The following is a 25,501-nucleotide window of genomic DNA, read 5'->3' as shown; positions in this document are numbered from 1 at the left end:
CATTAACTTTGCTCCCGCAAAAATAAACATCATGTCAGACATTCCTGTCCTAATATCGGATTTGGCGATTATCTTATTTTCCGCCGGATTGATAACCATCCTCTTTAAATGGCTAAAACAACCTGTCGTGCTGGGCTATATCATGGCAGGTATTATCGCGGGCCCCTACACGTTTGGCGGCCCCATGATCATGGATGCCGAGAATATTCATATCTGGGCTGACATCGGGGTCATTTTCCTCCTGTTTGCCTTGGGACTTGACTTTAGTTTCAAAAAACTCATGAACATCGGGGGAACCGCCATGATCAGCGCCCTCACCATCGTGGGTGCCATGATGATGCTGGGTTACATCACCGGGCTGTCACTCGGATGGGGACACATGAATAGCCTCTTTCTCGGGGGAATGCTCTCGATGTCATCCACCACCATCATTTTCAAAGCGTTTGACGACATGGGGCTCCGTAATCAGCGTTTCGCAGGAGTCGTCTTCGGAATTCTTGTCGTGGAAGATCTCTTCGCCGTCGTCCTCATGGTATTACTTTCCACGCTGGCCGTCAGCAAGCATTTTGAAGGTATGGAAATGGTCGACAGCATCCTTAAACTCATCGCCTTCCTCGTTTTCTGGTCTATTACCGGGATATTCCTCATCCCGACCTTCCTGAAAAAAACGAAACAATGGCTCAACGGGGAAACATTATTAGTCGTGTCACTCGGACTCTGTCTCGGCATGGTTCTACTTGCCGTGAAAGCCGGTTTTTCCTCCGCCTTGGGGGCTTTTGTCATGGGGTCCATCCTAGCGGAAACCATCGAGGCCGAAAACATCGAACACCTCATTAAACCCGTGAAAGATCTCTTCGGGGCGATCTTTTTCGTCTCGGTCGGGATGATGATCGATCCCGCCATGCTCGTCGAGTACTGGTTCCCGATATTACTGATCACCGCAGTCGTCATGGCTGGACAAATCACGTTTGCCGCATCCGGTATACTCCTGTCCGGGCAAAGCCTCCGGATTGCCATCCAATCGGGATTCTCGTTAGCACAGATTGGAGAATTTGCTTTTATTATCGCAAGTCTAGGTATGACCCTGCACGTGACGGACAAATTTCTCTACCCCATAGTAGTTACCGTCTCCGTCATCACCACCTTTTTCACCCCCTACATGATTCGCTTGGCAGACCCCGCCTACCAGTTCGTGACCAAACACCTACCGGCCCCTTGGATTCATTTCCTTGACAGGTATAGCACGGGAACGAACACGATCCGCCATAAAAGCACATGGCACCAACTACTGAAAGCGTTATGCCGCATAGTGATCACCTACACCATCCTGTCGGTCTTCACCATAGCTCTTTTCCTACAATACCTGACCCCGTTAATCCGCAAGGAACTTCCCGGCATACAGGGCGGCCTTGTTAGTGCCGTTGCCATCCTGCTACTTATCTCCCCCTTCCTACGGGCTATCATGATGAAAAAGAACCATTCGGAAGAATTCCAGCAATTATGGAATGATAGTAAATACAACCGGGGACCACTCGTATCCCTCATCGTACTGCGGGTAGCGCTCTGCATCGGGATCGTGATGTTCGTCATATCCAGCCTCGTGAACGTCGCTGCCGGCCTTCTGCTCGTGATCGCCACCGCAGTCATCCTGTTTTTCATCTATTCCAAACGGTTAAAAAAATACTCCATACAACTGGAACGTCGTTTCCTGCGTAACTTCACGGCCCGACAAAAGGAACAAGAACGCAAGTCTCCCATCAAACAACGTTTTGTCAAACATTTACTTGACCGGGATCTCCACCTCGCTGACTTCGAAGTGTCGCAATCCTCTCCCAGCGTCGGCAAAACGCTAAAGGAATTGAATTTCCGCCAGACCTGTGGGGTCAGCGTAGTAACAATCATCCGGGGAGAAGAACGAATAAACATTCCCGGTGGGGAAGAACGCCTGTATCCTTTCGACCATATCATCGTGGCCGCCACGGACAAAGAAATTAACGTCTTCCGTGAGTTTGTCGAAAACCGCATAGAAAAACGGAAACACGAACTTGAACTACAGCGTCCCCCGGAAGTCATCTTGGAACAATTCACCATTGAGGCCGACACGCCACTCGTGGGACGCACCATCCGGGAATCCGGTATCCGTGATAAAGCCGCCTGTCTCGTCATCGGCATCGAACGCAACGGCACCTCCACAATGAACCCCACCCCGGACACAACCTTCGAGGCCGGTGACGTGGTTTGGATCGTCGGTGAAAAAGACAAATTGCTCCATCTCGCCGCAGGAGAAACTATTTAACAATTGAAAATGAAGAAAAGTTTAAAGCTTAGAATTTAGTATGGAATCAAAAGGCATCGTCCCACCCCGTGCGGCTGGAAATTTAAAATCTAAAATCTAAAATTTAAAATTACATCATTCTATCTCCAACCCGAACAAGGCTTTCAACTCACTCACGGCTGGATTGATCTCGACAAAATGATCGAATTTATCCTTAGCCGTGAAAAGCCGTTTTTTCTCCTCGCCATTTTCCGGTTCCGTGTAAACTTGAACATTCAAGGTAATAAAACCGTTATTCAATCTTTTGGTAAGGAAGGAGAGCAAGTAAGGATGGATATCCGTCACCTTGGACAATAAAAAGTCATTATCAACCTCAAGCGTGATAACAAACCCTTGCACTTTTGGAGTGTGAGAAGTCAAGGCAATCTTAACGGTCGTATCTTCCTGCGAAGTTGCGACGTAAGTTTCCAACGCAGAAATCACATCCGCCATCGTAAATTCGCTTTGTGCTTTTACCCGGTTATCCTCAACCTTTGCACCACCCTCTTCCTGCCGGACCTGCAAGCTCTCCCGGGTCTCCGCCATTGCCATTTTCAATTTAAATGAATGTGGCGGTTCTGCCTTATAAGTATTCGTTTTTCCGGCAGGCACAGAAGGCTTTTCCCCAGCAACCGGAACCGTTGTCCCACCATCCGTTTGTTGGAATTTCCCATTAAAATCAACTATCTTTAATAACCCGGTAAATTCCTCTATGCTAAGACTTTTTTTTTTAGTTCATTAATTTGGCATAACTTGATCAAGGTGAGTTCCACACATAAACGTTTCTCCACACGCATTTTATACTGCATCTCACATTGCTCGATCACTTTCAAGGCATCAAATATGAATTCGGGAGTTACAGTTTTCGCTTGTTTCAGGTAACGTTCCTTGATGGACGCACTCACCTCCAGCAATTGCACGGTGATTTCTTCTTTAGCAACCAATAAATCACGGAAATGACGTCCCAACCCGGAAACCAAGTTACCGGCATCAAAACCTTTCTCCATGATCTCGTTAAAAAGCAAGAATGTTTCGGCTACTTTACCATCGTGGAATAAATCTGTCAACTTAAAATAGTAATCGTAATCCAACACGTTCAGATTCTCGATCACCTTATCATAGGTCAAATCCTTCCCGCAAAAACTCACCACTTGATCGAAGATCGACAAGGCGTCACGCATGGCCCCGTCGGCCTTCTGCGCGATCACGTTCAGCGCCTCTTCCTCGGCCTGTACACCTTCTTTGGCTGCAATTCGTTTCAGATGCTCGATCGTGTCGGGTACCTTTATCCGGTTAAAGTCGTAAATCTGACAACGTGACAAAATCGTCGGTAATATCTTATGCTTTTCGGTCGTTGCCAGAATAAAAATGGCATGGGCAGGCGGCTCTTCCAACGTTTTCAAGAAAGCGTTGAAAGCCGAGGCACTCAACATATGCACCTCATCAATAATATACACGCTGTATTTTCCCACCTGCGGCAATATCCGCACCTGATCAACCAGACCTCGAATATCATCCACGCTATTGTTAGAGGCAGCATCCAACTCGTGAATGTTCAACGAACGCCCGCTATTAAACGCCTTACACGACTCACACTCATTACAAGGTTCGGCATTCGGTTGTAGATTCATGCAATTAATCGTCTTGGCAAATATACGGGCACAGGTTGTCTTGCCCACCCCACGGGGTCCACAGAACAAATAAGCCTGAGCCAGTTGTTTATTAAGAATCGCATTCCTCAACGTGGATGTAATCGAGTGCTGCCCGATCACCGTGTCGAAACTTGCAGGTCTATATTTACGCGCCGAAACAATAAAATTCTCCATGATAATCTATTACAGGTTGTTACCCGGCACGAGTAAAAAATCGTACCGGATTACAAATTTACAAAGTAAAATGATTTATCACGCCACAAAACCTAATAATTTTTCTTATCACGCGAAACTATGTACGATTTAATGTGAATTCGATATAATCAAAACAAGGCTACTTTTATCACGATATCAATATTATTCAAATAAATATATCAGGAGATGCATCCCTTCTCCCAGCACTTTACCGGGGATATAATGGCCCGCAATATTATTCTTGAACGTGAATAGCCTTGTTATTGGCCCGGTTGACGGGGTATTCGAGTATGTTATTTTTGCTTATTATTTATTAAAATGGCGGCAATGATCGGGCGATAATCGGGCGACAATCGGGCGATGGCGCCTAACTGTCGCCTAACAGTCACCCTACCGTCATGTTACGGGCATGGATCACCCCGGGAAAAGGGATGTTAGTCATCCTGTTAACTTTAGATCCTACTAATTTTTTGATTTCGTGATTTCCGATTTAGTGATTCCAACCCTCTACCCAACGCTCTTTTAATCACTTAATCATTTATACAATCTCCCAATAGTAAAGGGGATAACTGCTTATTTTTGCAGCTATCCCCTTCACTGTACATTTTATGTATCCCGCTACTATATCTTTTCCAAATCCGTTTTAGCAATCCACCCCTCGTTTCCATCGGCCAAACGCACGTTGTACCAATCTCCTAGAGTTCCGATAACTTGTACTTTCAGTCCTTCGTGGATCACGAACAATTCGGTACCGCTATTATCCGGAGCCCCTCGTACCACCACGCTGGGAGTCATGATAATCCCGCTATCCCTGTCGGTCATCCGGTGATATTGTTTCAAAGCAAAGAAAATGGTCATCACGGACACCAACAGCATGATTATCCCTAAAGTGAACCAACTTTTCTTTAATGATATAGATGTCGCGTGGAAGAACAACGCTGCCATGATCAGAAATCCAATAAACAGGATGACAGACACGTACGCCCATTGATCAGCCGTGAAAGCGGTCACGAAAGCATTATACCAACGTACAAGGAAAAGTTCCGGTAATACCTTGATATTGTCAACCGTGGCCTTTTGTGCCATCGTCAGATTATACTTTATATCATTATCGCCCGGATGCAACAATAAAGCACGTTCGTAATTCAATATAGCTTTCGCAGTCTCCCCTTGCTTGTAATAACAGTTTCCCAAATTGTAATACACGGTCGCGGATTCCAGGTCATCGGACAACATCTCGTTATACAAATCAATCGCTTTCTGATAGTCACCTTCCTGGTACATTTTAGTTGCCTCTTCCGCCAGCGTCTTGACATCAGTAGCATAGGTCACCACACCGGATAAGAGCAACATCAATATTATATATATCCTTTTCATTCTTTTCAACTTTTAGTTTCTAACTTTTAGCTTTCATATCGCTTTATCCAATTTCGTGATAATAGATATACTATCCTTGTACACGTTATCCATCTCTTCTCCTTGATTAGCACCCGGGGCATAACGAGCGTACTCGCAATGATCGAGCACCTCGATAAAGCTCTGAATTAACGTCGCGTCTGCCCCCCGACGAGTCAGGTGATCACTGATATTGTCCCGATTCAATTCTGATGCGGCTATGTTCAATTTATAACTAACATATCCCCACAAAGCGTTCAACGTCTCTTGATAGAATAGCTCGGAGTTTCCGGCTTTCATCGCAACAGAGGCTGCCCGCAAACGTTTCTGAGCCATTTTATTCGCCGTTTTACTCTTCACCCGTACCAAATCGGCATTTGCCTTGATCCGGCGACGATTAAGAATCATCCCGACCACGAAAAGTACAAAAGGAATCAAGAAACTCAACCAGTATTCCATCGTGGCGAAATACAACACTCCCTTCGGACGGAGGTCGTTCTTGTGTGTCTTGATGTAGCGAATATCCTGTCCCAACATCCTGACATCTTCTTTCTTGAACGACTGTAAGGCTGCCTCCCCGGATCCTTGACTGGATTCATTTCCCTTTTCAACCCGAACAGAATACTCCTTTCCCTTCAACATCTTATAAGCCCCGGCTTGCGGGTCAAAATAGGAATATTGCACGGCTGGAATCTTGTAATCCCCCGCATAACGAGGAATCACGAGATATTCAAAAGTAACGGTTCCGGACGTTCCGCTTATATCCCTGGTCACTTTCGGATCGTACACGTCAAAATCATGCGGGAAAGTGATTTTCGGAGCCTCTAACAATTTCATGTTTCCATTCCCGCGTAACACCACCTTGTACGTCAACGCATCATTCGCTTTCAAGGTATCTGTTGACATAGAGGTTGTCATGGCAAGGGTTCCCACCATACCGCTAAATCCTAAAGGCTTTCCGGCCTCTGGTAAAGGTTTCACGGTAATTTTCACGGGTTTACTCTTGCAGAGTACACGGACATCACGGGAATTCCCGAAAAAGTCATCAAAGATACTACCACCACGACTCCCCACCCGTTGGCGGACAAGACAATACAACTCGTAAGGCTCGATCGTCAACGTCCCGGCATGTTGCGGGAAAAGAATCGTTTTTTGTAACACGCCTACCCGATCATATATTTTCCCGTTATATTCCTCACGTTCCAAATGAATCTGGGGAATCTTCACGTCTTCTGTCAGGAACCCGTCAAAAGGCGGGATCTTTTTCCCCTGCACATCAACCAGATTTACCCGGGCATATACTTTCAACGTGGCAGTCAAACTCTCACCCACGTAAAGCGTGTTGCGGCTCACATCCATTCGCAGGAACAAATCATCATCCGTAATCGAAGTACTTCCCCGGTTCTCAGAAACATCCCCGGAACTTTGGGCATTATTTCGAGGTTTCCCAGAACCTTTAATCACTTTTATCTTCAAGGGCTGGGACTTATACTCTTTACCATCCACGGTGATCGTGGCCGGCTCGATCGTAAACTCTCCTTCTTCCTGTCCTTCCAAAATATAAGTGTACGTGTACTCTTGATTTTGTTTCATATCGCCATTGATAATCGTGATGTTAGAAGACGTACTCAATGACGGTCCTGCCAGTAAATCAAACCCTTTTATCGTGGGAACCTGTAAGTTCTCCCCCTTGTTGTTCAACACGAAGGAAAGACGGAATTGCTCCCCGACTTCCACAACGGAAGGTGCGGATGCGATAAATTCTGTCTTTTGGGCAAATAACTTAGACCCACCAATAACGCATAATAGCAATATGATAATGAATGACTTCATTTGTTTATCTTTTAATTCTTTATTATCTCTATGGAAAAACGTACAAAGTTACCAGTTTTTCTCAATCTTCATCTTCTTTGCCTTTTGAGCTTGAACTTTATCTTTCTGTACCTTTTCCTGTGTTTTCTTTTCATCTGCCTCCAAAGCCTCTAACAAGCGTTTGGCATCCTCTTTAGAGATTTTAGGCTGGGCCTGTTGGTCCTGCTGTTGTTGATCCTTATTCTGTTGATCCTTGTTTTGCTGGTCTTTATTCTGTTGATCTTTCTGATCTTGATCCTGTTTATCTTTATCTTGTTGATCCTTATTCTGATCTTGCTGGTCCTTGTTTTGATCCTTGTTTTGATCTTTATTCTCGTCCTTATTCTGATCTTTGTTCTGATCTTGATTCTGTTGATCTTTATTTTGATCCTGCTGGTCCTTATTCTGGTCCTTATTTTGATCTTGATTTTGATCTTGATTTTGTTGATCCTGTTTCTGCTTGCGGGCAAACTCCAGGTTATACTTTGTCTCTTGGGAATTCGGACGGTTTCTCAACGACTGTTTATAAGCCTCGATACTCTCATCCAACTTGTTCATGGCCAAAAGAGTATTTCCGATGTTGTGATACAACTCTCCTAATTTTTCCTTGTCTTTTTCATTCTGTGCCAACGATTGGAATTGTTGTAATGCCTCGTCAAACTTTTTCTGTTTATAAAGCGCATCTCCCAGGTTAAACGCACCCTCGTATGATTTCACTTCCGTATCTAAAGCCTTACGATACTCCACTTCAGCCTTCTCAAAATCCTGTTTATTAAACAGATCATTCCCACCCCGAATAAACTTTCGTTCCTGTTGCGCAGCCGATGGTAAACTTATAACTACAGCTGCTATCATCGTTATCAATATCTTCACCATAATGTCTCGTTTAAAATTTACCGATTCGTTTCAACACTTTTCGTCTCACTTCCAAATATATTGATCTTCAAGAAATTCTTGTTTTTACGTCCCAATACCATGAAATCCAGCAACACGAATATCAATGCCATAATCAGGAAATACTGGTATTTTTCAGCATAATCACTGAATACCCGTTCTTCCAATAATGTCTTGTCCATACGATCAATCTCGTCCAACAAGGTGTTTAATCCCACGTTCGAATTACTTGCCCGCACGAATATTCCCTCTCCGGCCTTGGCAATCTCTTTCAATGTTTCCTCGTCCAGCTTGGATATAATCGGGTTACCACTCCCGTCTCTCATGTATTGTCCGGGATTTCCCTTCTCCGGGATCGGTCCTCCTTGTGCCAATCCCATCCCGATCGTGTGTACGTAGATACCTTTTTCCCGGGCAGCTTTAGCCGCGGCAATCGCATCGTCCTGATGGTTTTCACCATCCGTGATCACGATAATCGCTTTCGATGCCTCCGTGTCCGGGGTAAACGACTTCGCAGCCAAATCTATTGCCGTTCCTATCGCCGTACCCTGTATCGGGACAATATCGGTATTAATTCCAGATAGGAATAATTTAGCCGAAGAATAATCCGTCGTGATCGGCAATTGCACGTAAGCATCCCCTGCAAATACGATCAATCCCACTTTATCATCACTTAATTTTTCCACCATTCGGGAAATGGCCTGTTTCGCCGCATCCAACCGGCTGGGCTTTATATCCTGCGCCATCATGGAATTTGACACATCCAACGCAATAATTAACTCCACGCCCTCTTTTTTTACTTGTTGCAATTTTGACCCGAACTGAGGACCTGCAACCCCAAGAATGACGAAAAACAAAGCTACCAGAACAAGTATAAATTTTAATGTCTCCCGCTTATAAGATTGCAAAGGCATCAGTGTTGACAGTAATTCGGGACTCCCGAATTCAGCAATCGCTTTTTTCTTCCGAATCCTTGCTACCACGTAAAAAACAATCAACAATGGTATGATAATCAGCAAGTATAATAATTCAGGATGTGCAAATCTAAACATAACCCTTTCAATTTTAAATTTAATGATTCTAGATTTTAAATTCCGGATTGCATCAATTCACAATCTAAGATTTAAAACTTACAATTATGGAATTTTCCTCAACAACGTGTATCGCCCTAACGCCTCCACAATTAATAACAAAGCCCCGATCAAAGCAAAATAGAAATACTGCTCGTTCTTACGACTGAAATGTTTGACTTCTACCTTACTCTTCTCCAATTGATCAATCTCCTGATAAATTTGCTCCAGTTTTTTGTTATCTGTTGCCCGGAAATATTTACCGCCTGTCATGTCAGCAATCTGGGTCAATATATCTTCATCTATCTCAACCGGCATTCGCTGTAATTGCATCCCAAAGGACGTTTGCACGGGATAAGGAGCCTCACCCAAAGACCCGACACCGATCGTGTAAACCCGGATACCAAAAGTTTTTGCCAATTCTGCAGCCGTCATCGGTGCAATCGCTCCCCGGTTGTTGACTCCATCCGTCAAAAGAATGATCACCTTGGATTTCGCCTTGCTGTCCTTCAAACGATTTACCGCATTTGCCAACCCGAGGCCAATAGCTGTTCCATCTTCAATCATCCCGCTATGAATATCCTTCATCACGTTGACTAACACGGCTTGATCCGTCGTCAAAGGACTTTGCGTGAAACTTTCCCCGCTAAAAACAACCAGCCCGATACGATCCTGAGGACGCTCCAATATAAACTTAGTCGCAACCTCCTTGGCTGCCTCCAGTCGATCAGGAGTAAAATCTCGTGCCAACATACTACCGGAAATATCCAATGCCAGCATAATATCAATACCCTCGCTGTTATAGGTCTGCCAACTCGTGCTGGATTGCGGTCTAGCCAATGCCAGAACCAAAAATAGAATGGCCAAAACCCGAGCTGCAAACAACAAATGACGTAACCAGATCCGGCTACCCCGTTTCATTTGCTTGAACACCCGGATTGAAGAAAACTTCAAATCAGCATGCGAGCGTTTCTCCTTGAATATGTACCAGATAATCATTGGTATCAGCACCAACAACAACCAAAAGTACTCGGGATTTGCAAATTCATATCCAAACATATCTTCTATTTTAGATTCTATTTAATTTCTTGATTTAAGGTTTTGATTGCAAACAAATCATAAATCGTAAATCATAAATCATAAATTAATTTCCGTTATCTTTCTCCTCTCCGGTTTCCTTCTCTTCCTTTTCCGCCTTCTCTCTCGCCTCCCTCTCCTGTTGTTCTTTCAACTCCTGCTCCAGGCGTTCTTTCTCATGCTCGGCTCGAATTGTATCATTAGTTTCCTGTACAAAATCATAGGCAATATCCAAATTCCGTACGTTCTCATCCTGCAACGGCTCCGCTTTAGCAAACTTCACGAAATCAGCCGTTTCAAACATATCTGCCAACTTATCCCGTTGCTTTGCACCTACCTGCTCGCATTTCTCCAAAGCCTTCAAAGTCTCGAAAGAAGTCTGTTCCATCGCTGAGATACCCAATTCTCCATCCAAATAATTCCGGATCGTGTCAGTTAATTGCGTGTAATACTCTTTGGTCTTTCCACTCTGCCATAATTTCTCCTTCTTGATCTCCTCCAAAGCCTTCATGGCCAACACGTACGGAGGAATTGCCGGTTTTTCGTGATGGAAAAGACTCTTACGGGATTTCCGAACTTTGATAATCCAGACAACCAGAAGAATCACCACGATTCCCAACAATGTCCATAACAAGTAAGGTAATATCTCGGCAAATGTCCACGGGGCAGCCAAAGGCATTACAATATCGTAATTTCCTTTCTGCTGATCAACCACGAAAGTATTCACGATCAAGTGTAACGGATCAGTACGCAGCGTGTTATTATAACTTTCCTGTTGAATCTCAATGGGCATTGGTGGAATCACGAACACGCCCGAATCAAAAGAAGTTATCACGTAACTTTCCTGCACGAGTACCCGTCCGTCCTTTTCCATGATAGAATCATGAACCGGCCCGGATATAATCTCGATTCCTTGTGCTATCGTGTCCTTCAATTGAGGGAATGCCACTTTCACACCCGGTTCAGCCTTCACTTTCATCCGGAAATGAATCTGATCCCCGATCATGATATAGTTCGTGTCAATCTCGGCACTATATTCCCGATTTTGTGCTTTCAAAGCACTGACACAACCTAGTAGGATAATTACGAATAGAATAATTCTATTTTTCATTTTAATTCTCCATTTTCAATGTTCAATTAATATCCAGCCCCTCTTTTCTTGAATAACGTGATCAATGACCTCACGTAATCTTCATCAGCGCTGATAGATGCCATGTCGACACCGGCATGTTTGAATATCCGATCCAGTTCCTTGTCTCGTTCGATGCCATACGCTTCGAACTCGTCCCGGACTTTCTTGTCGGATGTATCCACCCAAACACTTTCTCCTGTCTCCGCATCCGTCAAGTACATCAACCCGACAGGAGGCAATATTTTCTCTCTACGATCGTACAATTGCAAAGCCACCACGTCATGTTTCTTATTGGCAATAATCAACGGGTGTTCGAAATCGTGATCATCCATGAAATCGGAAATCAGGAAACAAGTACACCGTTTCTTGATCGCATTTGTCAGATATTGCAACGCCACAGAGATATTCGTTTCCTTGTGTTCCGGATAAAAATCCACCAATTCCCGGATGATATGCAAAATATGTGTCCGTCCTTTCTTCGGCGGAATAAATTTCTCGATCCGGTCAGAAAAGAAGATCACGCCAATCTTATCGTTGTTCTGAATGGCAGAGAAAGCCAACACGGCCGCAATCTCGGTAATCTGATTCTTTTTCAGTTTCGACACCGTACCGAAATTACGCGAGGCACTCACGTCAATCAACAACATCACGGTCAACTCCCGTTCTTCCTCGAATATCTTCACGTAAGGATGGTTATAACGAGCGGTCACGTTCCAGTCAATACTTCGGATGTCATCCCCGTATTGATAGGCCCGCACCTCGCTAAACGTCATTCCCCGACCTTTAAAAGCCGTGTGATACTCCCCCGCAAAGATATTACTCGATAATCCCCGAGTCTTTATCTCAATCTGCCTGACACGTTTTAATAAATCTGAAGTCTCCACCTTAGTTAATTTTAGATTTAAAAATTTTAGATTTTAAATTCCAACCCTCTTTAATTTATGATTCTAGATTTATGATTTCCGACCGCAAATCAATGCTTTTTTAAACGTAAATCGTAATTCACAAATCGTAAATTAATCGGTCTTCAATCACTAAGGTACCTCTACCGTGTTCAAAATTTCACTGATAATATCCTCGCTGGTCAAGTTATTCGCTTCAGCCTCGTAGCTCAAACCGATACGATGACGCAGAACGTCATGACAAACAGCACGAACATCTTCCGGGATTACATATCCGCGACGTTTAATGAAAGCGTACGCTTGTGCTGCTTTGGCCAAACTGATACTAGCACGAGGAGATGCCCCGTAAGCAATCATGGAAACGAATTTTTCCAAGCCATGCTCTTGCGGGTAACGTGTTGCAAACACGATGTCAACAATATATTTCTCGATCTTCTCGTCCAGGTAAACCTCCTTCACCACCTCACGAGCCCGCAGAATATCTTCCGGTTGTAGGATCGTGTTAGACTGGGGATAAATTTTCTCCAAATTCTGACGAACGATCAATTTTTCTTCGTCTTTTTTCGGGTAATCAATCACCACTTTCAACATGAAACGGTCAACCTGAGCCTCGGGAAGAGGATAAGTTCCTTCCTGCTCGATCGGATTCTGGGTTGCCATCACCAAGAATGGTTCTTCCAACTTGTAAGTCATATCCCCGATAGTCACCTGACGCTCCTGCATCGCCTCCAACAAGGCCGATTGCACTTTCGCCGGGGCCCGGTTAATCTCATCCGCCAGAATAAAGTTAGCGAAAATCGGTCCTTTCTTCACCACGAACTCTTCTCTTTTCTGAGAATAAATCATCGTACCGACAACGTCAGCCGGTAACAAATCCGGGGTAAACTGGATTCGACTGAATTTAGCATTAATAATATGTGCTAGTGTATTTATCGCCAAGGTTTTCGCCAAACCGGGAACTCCCTCCAACAAAATATGTCCATTAGAAAGCATACCGATCATCAGTCCTTCTACCAAGTGCTTCTGTCCGACGATCACTTTGTTCATCTCCATACTAATCATATCCACAAAAGAACTCTCTTGCTGTATGCGCTCATTCAATGCTTTGATATCAACCGTATTCATATCATTGATTTTTATATTGATTTATATTACTACTTTGTCTAACGTAAATATTCCACTTCGGTTTCAATCTCCTCAAAAAGAGAATCTGTATCTTCACCGTTTTCTGTTTTTCCAAAAATAGAGATTATTCCGCCAAATGTTAAAATCAAAGACACTAAATAATGTTAAAACAAATTTTAAGGTTTTCCCAAATAATTTCTAATCTCCTCTTAAAATACGGAATATTACTAAGATATGGTCTATTTTTTAACATTTCACCTTTTCTCATGACATACTTGTTAACAGACCACTCTCAAAAAGTAAGCAAAAATCAAGATTTTATGACTTAACAATAACCTATATATTTTTCGACGAAACAGTCGGAACGGCCTTCGTTCCAAACAAAGATAAGAAATAAATCATGCTCAACGTCCGATACTAGCGACAAAATACAACCCAATTATAACGGGTCAACATCGAAATAAATACGCACTCCCCTACCAATAGGAGTTTTCACCAATTCATCACTTTTCTGCTTTAAGAATGCTTTCAATTTTGACAGGGAAAGACCTTGTTCCGCCTTTATCAGAATTTGTATCCGATACATTTTTCTAACCCGGGACACATCCGGTTCTGCCGGGCCGCATACCCTACGTTCCAACCGTTCCCGCAGCAACCTAGCTAACTCGTTTGCGGCATTTCTCAAAACCACCTCATCCACATGCCTCAACTCTACCTGAATCAACCGGGAAAAGGGGGGATAGTTAAACATTTCCCGTTCTTGGGATAACTGAGTGTAAAACTCTCTATAGTTTTCCTTCCTCACCAACTGATACACTCGACTTTGCATATCTGTTACCTGAATTACCACTTTTCCGCGCTCACCTTTTCGTCCACTGCGTCCACTCACTTGCATCAACATATCATAAGCCCGCTCCTCTGCCCGGAAATCGGGAAATCCCATCAGACTATCGGCATCCATCACCCCGACAAGTTTCACCCGTTCAAAATCCAACCCTTTCGAAACCATCTGTGTGCCGATCAGCACATCCAAATTTCCACTTTCAAAATCATCGATTAAAGCCCTGAACTTTGCCTTATTACTCATCACATCCAAGTCCATTCGGGCAATCCGGGCCTTCGGGAAATACTGTTTCACGTCTTCCTCTATCCGTTCCGTTCCCGGAGTACGATTCACGTAATGTCCCTGCCCACACTCCTGACACACGGCCGGAACAGCCCGCAGGCTCCCGCAATAATGACAATTCAGCGTGTTCCGGTAGCGATAATAAGTCATACTCACATCGCAATGTTTACATTTCAAGATGGAACCGCAACGGTCACATTGTAAATAAGTCGAATACCCCCGTCTATTCTGGAATAAAATCACCTGCATCCCGCTCTCCAACACCCGTTTCATTTCCTCGTACAAAACCGGAGTAAAACTCCCTTTCATCATCTTTTTACGACGATACTCCTTCATATCCACGAACAACAGTTCCGGCATCATCACTTCCCCGTAACGGGTTGTCAGTTGCACGAAACCATATTTCCCGCTTAGGGCATTCTGATAACTTTCAAAAGAAGGTGTTGCTGAACCCAACAATATTTTTGCCCCACTCATCTTTCCAAGCATTATAGCGGCATCACGACCGTTATAGCGGGGTGCCGGTTCTTTTTGCTTGTAAGAACTTTCATGCTCCTCGTCAACAATAACCAAACCCAATTGTTTATAAGGCAAGAACACGGATGACCGCACACCCAACACCACGGGATAAGGATTCGTACCATTCTGTTTACGCCACATCTCCGCCCGGGCACTATCTGCCATACCCGAATGATAAACGCCGACTTGATCCCCAAAGACCCGTCGCAGGCGTTTCACGATCTGTACTGTTAACGCAATTTCCGGTAACAAGTACAACACCTGTTTTCCTTGCCTTAGCGTCTCTTGTATCAGATGAATATATATTTCAGTCTTACCCGAAGAAGTTACGCCCTGCAACAAGACACAATCCTTCTCCTTGTAATACCATTGAATGTCGCCCAAAACCTTTTCTTGCGCCCCCGACAAAGCGTGTACATCCTCCACTTCCTCTTTAGATACCTCTAAACGGCTGACTTCCTGCACAACAATTTCCAACACGCCCCGTTCACACAATCCTTTCAAGGCCGAGGCCGAACTACCGATTTTCTGAATAAACTCCGTTCTAGGCACCCCCTCGACCCGATGCTCGTCGCTATAATACACCCAATCACACAGCATTTTGTATTGAGCCCTCGCCCGTTTTAAGCTATCAAGAATCCCGTCCAATTCTTCACTCGTGAACTTTCGTTTCCATCTCACCAAACGCTCAATTTTAGGCTTGAACAGATCATCTACCGACTCCTTGATTCCGATAATTTCTTTTTCCAATAAGGCTCGAACAGCAACATAGACATCCTTTCTCCTCAAGAGTTTTTCGACTTCGGCCATACATATCTCACCTCTTTCTCGAAATACTCCCATGATCTCCTTCTCTTCCCGGCTTAATTCACTTTCATCTACCAACCGCTCTTCCCAGCCGTTCACCAAACTCAAACTCGTGTAACTCTCCAAGCGCATCGAAACAGGTAATGCTGCACGCATAACCTCTCCCGGTGGCGTCATGTAATACTCGCTGAGCCACAATAAAAATTTCAGATGAGAACCAGAAAGAGCGAATCCTTCCTCGATAACTCGTTCTATCGGTTTTGTTTCAAATCCGACAGGCGGATTCGTATGCAACGCATAGACAACACCCGTGTAACGTTTATTCTTAACAAATGAAACGACCACGAGCGCACCTACCGTTACCGAATGTTCATATTCTTCCGGTACCGAATAAGTAAAAAAACTTTCCACTCCCAGAGGGATAATGACATCCGCGTACAACAAACGAATTAATTTTAGATTTTAAATAGACAAAACTTCCGTAATGTCCAACAAATTATGATTTAACGGTTTTGAATTCTTGATAGCCTTGTTAAAAGGAACATGAACAATATCCTTATTCATAATCCCAACCATGATACTGGTCTGGTCATCCAACAAAGCATCCACTGCCGCCACTCCCAACGTGCTAGCCGTCACGCGGTCAAAAGCGGAAGGTGATCCTCCTCTTTGGATATGACCTAGAACGGTTACTCGCACATCATATTCGGGATGTTTTTTAGCGATCTGATCGGCAATCGTGTACGCTCCACCTGATTTATCACCTTCTGCCACGATCACGATACCACTTGACTTATGAGGTTTATAATCATGTTCCAGGTAACGATCCAAGTCATTCAAATCCGTCTCGATTTCCGGAACCAGAACAGCCTCGGCTCCCGTAGCCACGGCCGACCGTAACGCAATAAATCCGGCATCCCGTCCCATAACCTCGATAAAGAACAAACGATTATGAGCACTTGCCGTATCCCGGATCTTATCCACGGCATCCACCACAGTGTTTACCGCCGTGTCATATCCAATCGTGTAATCCGTCCCGTAAAGATCATTATCTATCGTACCGGGAATCCCGACAATATGCACGTTATGCTCTTGACAGAACAACCGGGCTCCGGAAAAAGTTCCATCCCCACCAATCACGACCAATGCATCAATTCCCAATTTCTGCATCTTCTCGTAAGCTTTCGTACGTCCCTCCGGTGTACGGAATTCCTCGCTACGGGCCGTCTTTAAGATCGTTCCTCCTCGTTGAATAATATTACTCACGTCATGGGAATGCATACGCACAATATTTCCCTCGATCAATCCCTCATATCCATCGTAAATACCATAAGCCTCACAGCCATTAAAAATAGCGGCCCTCACAACCGCCCGAATAGCGGCATTCATTCCCGGAGCATCGCCTCCTGAAGTTAAAACTCCTATTTTTTTAATCTTTCCCATAAAAACAATGTTTAATTGAAAATTGGAAATTAAAAATGTTAATCTCTATACCCCCAATTCTATAATTTATTTTTTTAGTTTTAGCTTTTAACTTTTAGTTTTTAGCTTTTAACCCCTCCTTTATCTCTTCCATCACCCACCTCGGTGTTGAAGTAGCCCCACTGATTCCGACACTATCGGCTTTATCAAACATCTCATCACGCAGGTCTTTCACCCCCTGCACAAAATAAGTCCGGGAATTCACCTCCCGACAAACCTCGAAAAGTTGCTTCCCGTTGGAACTCTTTTCCCCGCTAACAAACAAGATCACATCATGTCTTGCTGCAAAATCTTTCAACTGCGGGATTCGATTTGCCACCTTACGGCAGATTGTATCGTTTACTACCACGGAGGCCCTCGCATTCTCCTTCACCAACTCCACGACACGCTTGAAACCATCCAAACTCTTGGTTGTTTGGGAAAACAGGATTACCGGACGGGAAAAATCGATGGATTTCAAATCTTCCTCTTGCTCGATAATCAACGCCTCATCATTCGTCTGTGCTACCAACCCGTTCACCTCGGCATGTCCTCTTTTTCCATAAATCACGATCTGCCCCCCGTTCGCTCTCACCTCCTCGTATGCCTCTCGTATTTTCTTCTGCAAATTCAATACCACGGGACACGAGGCATCGATCACCTCAATCCCGTTCTTCTTTGCCAGTTCGTATGAACTCGGTGGTTCACCATGAGCCCGGAACAACACACGACACGCCTTCAACCGGGCAAATTCATCATGATCTATCGTACTTAATCCCAGCTGTTTTAATCGCTCCACCTCTAAACTATTATGCACAATATCTCCTATGCAATATAATCTTCCATGTTGCAATTCTTCCTCCGCCTTGGCAATCGCATTCACAACCCCAAAACAGAAACCGGAATTCTCGTCAATTTCTACTTTCATATTTCGAACGAATGATCTTTAACATCTCTTCCACTTCTTCCTCCACGGTCATATCGCCATTATCAATCAACACAGCATCCGACGTTCTCACCAAAGGACTTGTTTCCCGGTGTTCATCTATATAATCCCGTTTCCGGACATTCGCTTCCACTTCTTCATAAGTCACCTGCTCCCCCTTCTCGATCAGTTCCTTGTAACGTCGTTGAGCCCGTACTTCAGGACTTGCCGTCATAAAGAACTTCACCTCCGCATGAGGGAACACGACACTCCCTATATCCCGTCCATCCATGATTACACCACCCTCTTTTGCCATCTCCCGTTGTTTCTCAACAAGCAACTCCCGCACGTAAGGCAACGCAGCAATCAAACTCACGTTATCAGAAACCTCTAATCCGCGAATGGCTACCTCTACATACTCGCCATTCATGTAAGATTCATAACGTTTTTTTTCCTCGTTATATTTAAAACCGAAAATAATTGTCGGAAGAACTTCTTTCAACTTCTCATCATCCACGTTCCCGTTTCGGATTAATCCTTCACGCATTGCTTTCAACGTCACGATCCGATACATGGCTCCCGTGTCAATATACGTGTACCCCAAACGTGCAGCCAGTATTTTGGATACCGTGCTTTTTCCCGTAGAAGAATGGCCGTCAACGGCAACAATCAAACCTTTCTTTTCCATTTTCAATTTTATCTGTTCAGATTGCGAAGATACAAAAAAAGGGAGTAATCATGACGATCACCCCCTGCTATATTTTTGTTACAAATTCTAGTTTACCAACTGCAACAATTTCTTTGCCTTCTCCATCATGGTCTGGTTAGAAGACTCTTCTGCCAAAGAAGTAGCAATCTTAGCATATCTTTTAGCAACATCCTCGAAACCACATTTGTTAGAGATCAAGGCATAATTATAAAGGGCATCAAAATCTTTCTTTGACTCGACGGTTTTACCTGCCCACAATTGAATCACCTTCAAACGGGAAACATCATTCATGATCTCCAACGCACCATCGGTGATCTCCTTGATCATTTTCCTGTTCTCGGGGAAATAACGGAATAACTTTCTAGCCTTGTAGAAATAATCTTCTGACTTACGCTCTGCCCGCAATTGCTTGATGTAAAAATAGTCAGCCACCACATCATAATGCTCGTAACCGCTACTCTTTAAGAAATCCAGATACTTGTTATACTCGATCTTGTTACTGTTGTAGTATTGTTCCAAATGACCGACAAACACGTTATCCAACTTCTGAAACACATCATCCTTCGAGAAGTTCTGCATGAACTTGGACTGATTGTTAAACAAATATTTAATCTGGGGAGCATTCACATCATCCACGTAATCCCGGATAATCGACCAGTTATAATCCTTCAAGTAATCCGCCTCCTTCTGAGTCTGAAAATACCTGTTCACAACATCACGATTCGGCTTCCCTTGGTTTTTCAACTCTCTCAGAAGTTGAATTGTCGTTTGGGGGTCCGCAGGATTCGCCTCGAACTTCTTCACTAAATTATCCAATGAATCCATCTCCTTCTCGTGAGCTTGCACTCCAACAAGATTGAATAATAAAACACCTACGATTAATACAATTTTCAACATAATACTTGATACTTAAATTTGAACTTACACCCATATAACACCTTTAGGAGCAAAAAGGGTGACTCAAAAGTCGATTTTAACTTAATATTTAACATGAATTAATTATTTTACTTACAAAAACGAATCAAATCCCCCCTTTAAATAAAAATTTATAACCTTCTCATTCTTTTTCTCTCTAATCCGTGAAATATTTAATATTTACGGTGTTATATACGGACTAAACATATTGTATGTTTCACCCGAATCCCTCTTTTTACATGAGAATCACTTAAATTTTAACAATCTTAATTTTCAAACACTCCACACTGATACAGAAATGAATGTTTTGTTCAAATTTATCTATAAATTGGATGCCAATATTAACCTACCTCTTTTCCTCGACAAATTCGTCAACACGTAATATCAATAAAATCCTTGGAAATCATTGGGAACTAATTTTTCTGATTGCTCCTTTTTAATCAAAAAAATTAATACATATAACCGTTCCATACACTTGATTTTAAGAAAATTTCAAAGGTATGACTAGACAACGGAAAATTGTATTAGCGAGATTGACCAAAAATTTAACTTTTCAATCAATCTCGTCCTTATTCTAATTCTCGAAAAACTTCGATACCTCGAAATACAAATTACGATAATGTGCCCGTGTATCCCGGTCTCCAGAATTCATTACTCGTTTTAGTAATTTATAAACTTTTTCCAACTCATAATGATAAACAGCATTCGCCACTATTCTCGTGTCAGAACCATCGACTGGACTCATAGCCATACGTTCATGCAAATGGCTTGTCGAACAAGAACATATATCAGTATGATCACCTTCAACCAAAGAACGTCGTCCTTTCTCTCCCGTGATCCCTTTTCCCTCGGCCATCATTAATGACAAGATGTAATTGTACTGCATCACCCGTTCGTAATGATTAAGATCCTGACGTTTTAGCGTTGGTTCCATCACCAGATTATAAACATCATCCATATACTCGACTGGCGTATAAGCATCTTTACCATCCTGTTTTTCCCATACTGAAAGATTCGATAATATACCACTTGACGTTAAAGAACCAACAACCAATCCCATATACTCAGCCACTTTTGTATTCCCGAATGAGAAATTTCGTTCTATTTCGGGTTGACAATACCAATCTGGAAATGCCCGTAATTGTTCTAATACAAAAGCTAATGCTTCCTGTTGTTTTTCCTTGCTTACGAATTTATAAGCTTTCTTTTGATCACCCATAACCGGAGCATCCAAATAAACACCTCCCAAATAAACGAGAATATGTTCAATATACCTCCTATATTGACTGAATATTTCCCGATAAAGTTCTTCTGGCTTCTCAAAAGTCACTCCTTCATCATACGTCCATTCTAACAAATGGCTCGTAATATATTTCAAGTTTTCAATCCCGTAACGATTAGCTTTCATACAATCATTACCCAAAGATTCAGATAAAGCAGACGGGTCTACAATCGAAAACAAAGAAAACTGCTGAGGTCCATAATGATACATTGGATCATCTTGCTTTTCTTGTATCCATTTATTCAGAATCGGACGTTCTGCCTCTGGATTCTCTACTGCAATAGGCGCATATCCCCATTTTATGGCGTATTTATCATAAACTCCCAAAAGTGGGGGAAGTAAATTTACACCTTCGTCTCCCGGTTGCGCCACATAATTAAAACGAGCGTAATCCATGATAGAAGGAGTTGTTCCATATTTCCGAGTAAATGTCACGGAACGCAAAGAATCTACCGGGTAAGCATAAGATGCCCCCATATTATGCATCAATCCAAGTGTATGACCAATTTCATGAGCTGCGACATACCGCAATGCTCGCCCCATCGTTTCCTCGTCAAACACTTTTGCCCTCACTTTAGGGTCAACCTGAGCTAATTGAACAAATTGCCAGTTATGCAACAACTTTATCACGTTATGGTAGAATAATACATCAGCCTGTATGATTTCTCCCGAACGAGGATCAATCCAAGCCGGCCCCATTGAATTGGCTGTTTCTGTAGTAATATAACGATAACACGAGTAACGAATATCATCCGGATCAAAATTCGGATCATCCACCGGATAATCTTTAGCTACTATCGCATTCTTAAAACCAATTTCTTCAAAGGCCGCCTGCCAATCTTCAACCCCTAACTTAATGTATTTTCTCCATCGTTCCGGAATAGCGGGATCAATGTACCACACGATCGGCTTCTTCGGTTCCACAAGTTCTCCATTACGATAGCGCTCCACATCCTCATCTTTAGGCTCGATTCGCCATCGTTGGATATAATCTACTTTTTTCAACTCGTCCACCTTTTCCGTATAAATATGTTTTCGTAACGGGAAGTACCCGATTCGGACATCAGATATACGCGGTCTCATAGGCTCATCCGGTAACAGAATGATCGAACGAGTCATAATAGCTGTAAAAGGATAATCATCAACGGTATACACTAACCGACTTTTAATGTTCAGATTTAAAGGAAATGATTTCACTTCTAATATCGTCGATTTATCACTAGAAAAACTCCCCTCCAAAGGATTCTCCCCAAGAATAAAACTCAACGGGGTTCGCGGTTTAAAAGGACTTAATTCTTTCTGGTCCGAACAAAAGAAAAAAGAAACATCAATCACAATTCCGGTAGAATCTGCATTCTCACACACGATTTTAAAAGCCTCCATTATTGGCTCGACATTATTTCTTTGCAATGATTGATAAATCGGGGACATCGGGTCGCATTGATTCAACGGACTCAACCGATGTAAATACACTTGTTCATCATCCCGTGTAAATTTCACCAATAACGGATGAAGAGGCATTTCTCCTCCCGACACGTCGGTATTATTACTTGTAGCCGTTACCCGTGAAGAAAGCAACATTTCCTTATCCAACAAACATTGAGGTATTTCAAAATACACTTTCTGTTTTTTCTTGAATATTTTAAACATCCCTTCATGCACCTCCGCATCTTTTAAAATATCGGCATAATTACTAGCACCCACCGCCGAATCCTGCTTGGTTGTCACGGGACTCAACTCTCCCAACTTTTTGCCAAACAACTGAGCTTCACTAGTCTTTGCCAGTAATAAACCGGCAAAGATTAGTATTCCTGTCCTTACATTCATTCTTGATTATTTAAATTGTTTATTTCCAATAGCAACAAGATCAATCTGATATTTCATTTTAAAATAATTTACCAAGATGTCATATTTATCTTTCAATTTACTATGAGCATCTAGCACGGGTTTTAACTCTTCATAAGGAACCGTCAGAATTACTCCCATAAAATCTTTAAAATCACCTTCTTTATTAGGTGTCACCAATGAATAAGAATTTGAAGGATCTCTATACCAGAAACCATAATCTCTTACATCCACATCAGTCACCCCCTCATTTTCCGGTAAATATTCCAAAAACGATTGATAATACCCTTTACTCACTTCATAAAAACTCTCCGGAACTTGAATAATACCATTTTGTAATAGATACTCTTGCCAGAACACTCCGTTAGTTGACTCGCGCATGCTTCTCAACTCTTCTTCTGATAAATTCTCTACCCCTTCCCGTATTTTTCCTAAAGCCAAATAACTAAGACCTGCTAAGGCCGCATTATCCTCCAGTACACCCCAATTCATCCGGCCCACTTGTTTTCCAATCAACAATTTCAATGGAAAATACTTCTTTTTAAAGTCTATATCATAGATATTTAAAAATGTCTTTTCCAACATAGAAAACCCCTTCATCAAAACTACTCGGTCTTCTTGTTTTGTCAGATAAACATTTTTTGCTAGTCCACTCATGTTCCACTGGTAATCAATCGTATCGTAATCAACCATAATAATTGATCCGTTCTCTTGATAAAATTTATAAATATATTGATCGACCGCATCCCCTCCTTCCTTCAATTCATAAGGAATATCTCCCTTCGTCGTATGAATGTCATTCTCATCATAACAGGCTGAAAATCCCATACCTAATACAATGATTAACGATAGTAATTTATTTGTTCTCATCCTATTCTTCTTTTAATTATTGTACAATAACCCCTTTTCTCTCCGGACGATTGATATTCTCCAGATTATAGTCAAACTCTTTTACTTCCACAGGTAAAGGTAACGTATACGCTTTATCGTTTTCTTCAAGCACGAATTTCTCTTTTTGAGAACTGTTCACGTCTGTCGTGTAAATATGCTCTATCCTCGGCCGATCCCAGCGCCGAAGATCAAACCAACGATGTTGCTCAAAACACAACTCGAAACGGCGTTCCTGCCGAACCAACTGAATAACATCCGTTTTTGTAGAAACTGTTATAGGCACCTCTGTCTCAAAACGATATCTTCTAAGATGTACAATATCATCTAAGGCCAAATCCGTATGTCCTAACTCCGCATTAGCCTCAGCTCGATTTAAATAGGCCTCTGCCGTACGAAAAGCAAAGCCATATACTCCTGTATTTGCAGCTCCTTTTCCAACAATCAAATCACCCCAATCATCTTTCACATAAGTCCGTTTTCGGGCATCATTTGCATGAAACGAATTATAAAATGCCATTGAAACAGGAAAACACCCACGATATGCAGCACTAAGATAATTCACTTCATAATCACCATACGTCCAAATAATTTCAGGATTTTCTTTTGTAAACACATAATCTTCTTCCGTTAATGTTCGAATATCATATAAAGCTGAATTTATCGTTAAAACTTTATCCGCATAAGAAATGGCTTGTTCATAATCCTTTTTGTATAAATAAAATCTGGAAGCTAGCAAATAAGCAGCACCTTTTGATATCCGAAAAACCGTTTTCGTATAATCCGTGGTTTCAAGAAGGTGAATTGACTTTTTCAGGTCGTTTTCGATCAATTCGTAAGAACGTGCCAATGTTTCCCGCTTATATGTCCGTTCCCTCACGCTATGCTCATAATTAAAGGGTATACCTAAAGCTTTATCAGCCGATTCTTTCTCGTAAGGTTCCCCGTACAGATTTACTAGCATGAAATAACAATATGCACGTAAAAAATAAGCTTCCCCTAGCAGATCATCTTTATCGCTCTGCGTTCCTTCCGCATCATCCAACAAATCAATAACATTATTAGCAATAAGAATCTTACTATAATACGTTTCCCAAGCATTATCCGCATTCAACGCCCCGGTAAAACGATACTCCGGATTCGGTTGCCAACAAAAATAACCATACCCATCCCCCCGAATATCTGACTGCATAACGGGCCAGGTATTCGCTTTTTCTTCAACATCATCCGTCATAATATCCAAATACGTATGAATCGACGTATTATTTCGGATATACCCCTCCCCAAACAAAAATTCACTATAGTCCTTTACCGTTTTAGGAATAATTAGGTCTTGAGAACTCTCTTCCAGAAAATCTCCACACGAAGAGAAAAGTACTACAACTATTATATATATCAATTTCTTCATAACAGTCTC

The 25,501-nt window shown here is 42.6% G+C and carries 18 protein-coding genes and 1 pseudogene; 1 reads left to right on the top strand and 18 read right to left on the bottom strand.

All coding sequences use genetic code 11. From position 1 onward, the window contains the following. Positions 1-31 precede the first annotated feature (31 nt). Entirely contained in the window at positions 32-2,296 is a 2,265-nt protein-coding gene (locus AB5542_RS10120) for a cation:proton antiporter (protein WP_288215192.1), read from the top strand. A gap of 114 nt (positions 2,297-2,410) precedes the next feature. Here AB5542_RS10120 and AB5542_RS10115 read toward each other — a convergent pair whose 3' ends face one another. The 18 genes and pseudogenes from AB5542_RS10115 to AB5542_RS10030 form a co-directional block, all read right to left on the bottom strand. Beyond that, positions 2,411-2,866, bottom strand: a complete 456-nt coding sequence (locus tag AB5542_RS10115) for a hypothetical protein (RefSeq protein ID WP_270547520.1) — start codon at positions 2,864-2,866, stop codon at positions 2,411-2,413. 188 nt (positions 2,867-3,054) lie between these two features. After that, positions 3,055-4,140 (bottom strand): annotated as a pseudogene (locus tag AB5542_RS10110) (DNA polymerase III subunit gamma/tau); the annotation flags it as partial. 642 nt (positions 4,141-4,782) lie between these two features. After that, complete coding sequence (locus tag AB5542_RS10105; RefSeq protein ID WP_279039255.1) at positions 4,783-5,538, bottom strand: tetratricopeptide repeat protein; 756 nt, start codon at positions 5,536-5,538, stop codon at positions 4,783-4,785. Positions 5,539-5,571: 33 nt separating this feature from the next. Further along, entirely contained in the window at positions 5,572-7,389 is a 1,818-nt protein-coding gene (locus tag AB5542_RS10100) for a BatD family protein (RefSeq protein WP_279039257.1), read from the bottom strand. Positions 7,390-7,437: 48 nt separating this feature from the next. Beyond that, complete coding sequence (locus tag AB5542_RS10095) at positions 7,438-8,283, bottom strand: tetratricopeptide repeat protein (RefSeq protein WP_279039260.1); 846 nt, start codon at positions 8,281-8,283, stop codon at positions 7,438-7,440. A gap of 17 nt (positions 8,284-8,300) precedes the next feature. After that, a complete protein-coding gene (locus AB5542_RS10090; RefSeq protein ID WP_270542901.1) occupies positions 8,301-9,353 on the bottom strand; it encodes a VWA domain-containing protein in 1,053 nt (350 codons plus the stop codon). Positions 9,354-9,437: 84 nt separating this feature from the next. Next, positions 9,438-10,430, bottom strand: a complete 993-nt coding sequence (locus tag AB5542_RS10085; RefSeq protein WP_340279450.1) for a vWA domain-containing protein — start codon at positions 10,428-10,430, stop codon at positions 9,438-9,440. 85 nt (positions 10,431-10,515) lie between these two features. Continuing rightward, entirely contained in the window at positions 10,516-11,559 is a 1,044-nt protein-coding gene (locus tag AB5542_RS10080; RefSeq protein WP_279039263.1) for a hypothetical protein, read from the bottom strand. A 26-nt stretch (positions 11,560-11,585) separates the two neighbouring features. Then, positions 11,586-12,464 carry a DUF58 domain-containing protein gene (locus tag AB5542_RS10075; RefSeq protein WP_270594911.1) on the bottom strand — a complete coding sequence of 293 codons (879 nt, stop codon included), beginning with the start codon at positions 12,462-12,464 and terminating at the stop codon, positions 11,586-11,588. A gap of 150 nt (positions 12,465-12,614) precedes the next feature. Further along, positions 12,615-13,607: an AAA family ATPase gene (locus AB5542_RS10070; protein ID WP_027199954.1), complete on the bottom strand. Its 993-nt coding sequence runs from the start codon at positions 13,605-13,607 to the stop codon at positions 12,615-12,617. A 439-nt stretch (positions 13,608-14,046) separates the two neighbouring features. Continuing rightward, complete coding sequence (gene priA / locus AB5542_RS10065) at positions 14,047-16,503, bottom strand: primosomal protein N' (protein ID WP_279039268.1); 2,457 nt, start codon at positions 16,501-16,503, stop codon at positions 14,047-14,049. Positions 16,504-16,521: 18 nt separating this feature from the next. Then, a complete protein-coding gene (gene pfkA, locus AB5542_RS10060; protein WP_279039270.1) occupies positions 16,522-17,502 on the bottom strand; it encodes a 6-phosphofructokinase in 981 nt (326 codons plus the stop codon). A gap of 94 nt (positions 17,503-17,596) precedes the next feature. Then, complete coding sequence (locus AB5542_RS10055; protein WP_118304927.1) at positions 17,597-18,448, bottom strand: 4-hydroxy-3-methylbut-2-enyl diphosphate reductase; 852 nt, start codon at positions 18,446-18,448, stop codon at positions 17,597-17,599. After that, complete coding sequence (cmk, locus tag AB5542_RS10050; protein WP_118304926.1) at positions 18,432-19,133, bottom strand: (d)CMP kinase; 702 nt, start codon at positions 19,131-19,133, stop codon at positions 18,432-18,434. Before cmk ends, AB5542_RS10055 begins: the two co-directional genes overlap by 17 nt. An 87-nt stretch (positions 19,134-19,220) precedes the next feature. Then, entirely contained in the window at positions 19,221-20,051 is an 831-nt protein-coding gene (locus AB5542_RS10045; RefSeq protein ID WP_087421808.1) for a hypothetical protein, read from the bottom strand. 592 nt (positions 20,052-20,643) lie between these two features. Further along, positions 20,644-23,178: a zinc-dependent metalloprotease gene (locus tag AB5542_RS10040; RefSeq protein WP_279039273.1), complete on the bottom strand. Its 2,535-nt coding sequence runs from the start codon at positions 23,176-23,178 to the stop codon at positions 20,644-20,646. 6 nt (positions 23,179-23,184) lie between these two features. Then, the gene (locus tag AB5542_RS10035; RefSeq protein WP_118304924.1) at positions 23,185-24,066 is read right to left on the bottom strand and encodes a putative zinc-binding metallopeptidase; all 882 of its coding nucleotides are present in this window, start codon (positions 24,064-24,066) and stop codon (positions 23,185-23,187) included. A 16-nt stretch (positions 24,067-24,082) separates the two neighbouring features. Then, the gene (locus AB5542_RS10030) at positions 24,083-25,492 is read right to left on the bottom strand and encodes a RagB/SusD family nutrient uptake outer membrane protein (protein WP_279039274.1); all 1,410 of its coding nucleotides are present in this window, start codon (positions 25,490-25,492) and stop codon (positions 24,083-24,085) included. Between the last annotated feature and the right edge of the window lie 9 nt (positions 25,493-25,501).

This window comes from Butyricimonas sp. RTP31003st1_G1_RTP31003_210430 (assembly GCF_040920905.1).
In the GTDB taxonomy this organism is placed as follows: Bacteria; Bacteroidota; Bacteroidia; order Bacteroidales; family Marinifilaceae; genus Butyricimonas; species Butyricimonas paravirosa.
Note: the sequence above shows the minus strand (reverse complement) of the source record. Positions and strands in the feature narration are given on the sequence as shown.